This is a genomic window from Ruegeria sp. BG6, assembly GCF_056538465.1.
This window is the reverse complement of the sequence record NZ_JBQFTB010000041.1, coordinates 1-1,376: the sequence shown is the minus strand read 5'-3', so window position 1 is coordinate 1,376 and position 1,376 is coordinate 1. Positions and strand designations below refer to the sequence as shown.

Sequence of the window (1,376 nt, the reverse complement as noted above, 5' to 3'; positions counted from 1 at the left end):
ACTAAGGACCAATGGGCAGGTTTCTGACAGTCTGCTTTGTCCGGAAGTTTAACGTTAGGCTCTAGTGCTGAGAGTATCCTAAGTTTTTTAGGCCCTCTTATTTGGCGAGGTCTCCGACGATGCCAACTGCGTTTACGACCGTTGACAGGTCATCAGTAACTTCCAAAATCTCATCGTTGACGCGTATGTAACGATTGCCTTTTCCCGGAGGCTTTAATTTCCAGTCTGCAAGGTCTCCAATGTCCGTGTAGTCCAAGTCGCTGGGAAGCTTGGCGCCCCGTGTATGTCTCTTTATTTGTCCTGGAGGCACAGCTTTCTGGCCCTTGCCTGGTTTGCCGTCCAGCTGAACTTTCTTGTCTTTTGAGTTTCCGCCTTTCTCTTTGGCGGATGCCAAATCAACGCCTCCAAATGTCAAGCTAAGAGCAAGCAACCAAACGAATACGGAATAGATCTTCACGCGATGTCCCTTCAATTTCACAGAGCTCTTACTAACAATGCACAAGCCACAATTGCTTTGGAAGCATCAAATTATGCAGCAATGATCGATGGTGTTCCAAACCATTGCGCTTGTCGGTCTGACTTTGAAAACGCCTGGACAGTCTGGCCATGATTGATGTGTGCGTGTATTTTTTTGAGCGAGCGCACATATCCGTGCCGAGTACTCTTTGGGGAGAGAGTATATGACGACAACACACACAGGTTATCTGCTTATTGCTGATATTACCGGCTACACACAATTTCTGACTTCTTCAGAAATGGATCATGCCAATCCGATCCTACAATCTCTTCTGGGAGTTTTGCTCGAGCAAGTTGGAGACCCGCTGCATTTCTGGAAAACCGAAGGCGATGCCGTTTTGGCGTATTCGACAAGGCAGGATTTTCCAGCGGGTGAGACGTTTCTGACCATTTGCGAAAATCTCTATAACGCGTTTGCGCTACGACGCCAGGATATAATCGCGAACACAACGTGCAACTGTAATGCTTGCGCAAATGTCAGCACATTGGACCTCAAAATCATCGCCCACCATGGCCAATTCGACGAAATGCAAATGGGTCCTACCAAGGACATATCCGGTGCCGATGTCATTCTAGTCCACAGATTGACCAAGACAGATGTTGCAGAACGTACGGGCATTCGCAGCTATGCCCTCTTCAGCGAAGCAGCCGCAGATGCCATGGATATCAGTGAAATAATGGAGCCATTTTCGCAGGATATTGAACACTTTGGTGAAGTCTGCATGAAGGTCTATGATCTGGCTAAATCATGGGAGCGCCTGCGCGCCAAACGCCAACGCCATTATCTCGCCGAAGAGGATGGCGTTTGGACTTTCCGACACCATTTCAACGCGCCTATCGGCGTGGTTTGGGAATTTCTG

2 protein-coding genes are annotated in these 1,376 nt (G+C 48.4%); one reads left to right on the top strand and one right to left on the bottom strand.

Features of this window, described 5'->3' with window-relative positions:
- Window positions 1-97: 97 nt before the first annotated feature.
- Window positions 98-457, bottom strand: coding sequence for a hypothetical protein (locus tag ACR0JW_RS23820; RefSeq protein WP_480714609.1), 360 nt, complete (start codon window positions 455-457; stop codon window positions 98-100).
- Window positions 458-680: 223 nt separating this feature from the next.
- Here ACR0JW_RS23820 and ACR0JW_RS23815 point away from each other — a divergent pair.
- The coding region (locus ACR0JW_RS23815) for a DUF2652 domain-containing protein (protein WP_480714608.1) at window positions 681-1,376 on the top strand (696 nt) is incomplete at its 3' end.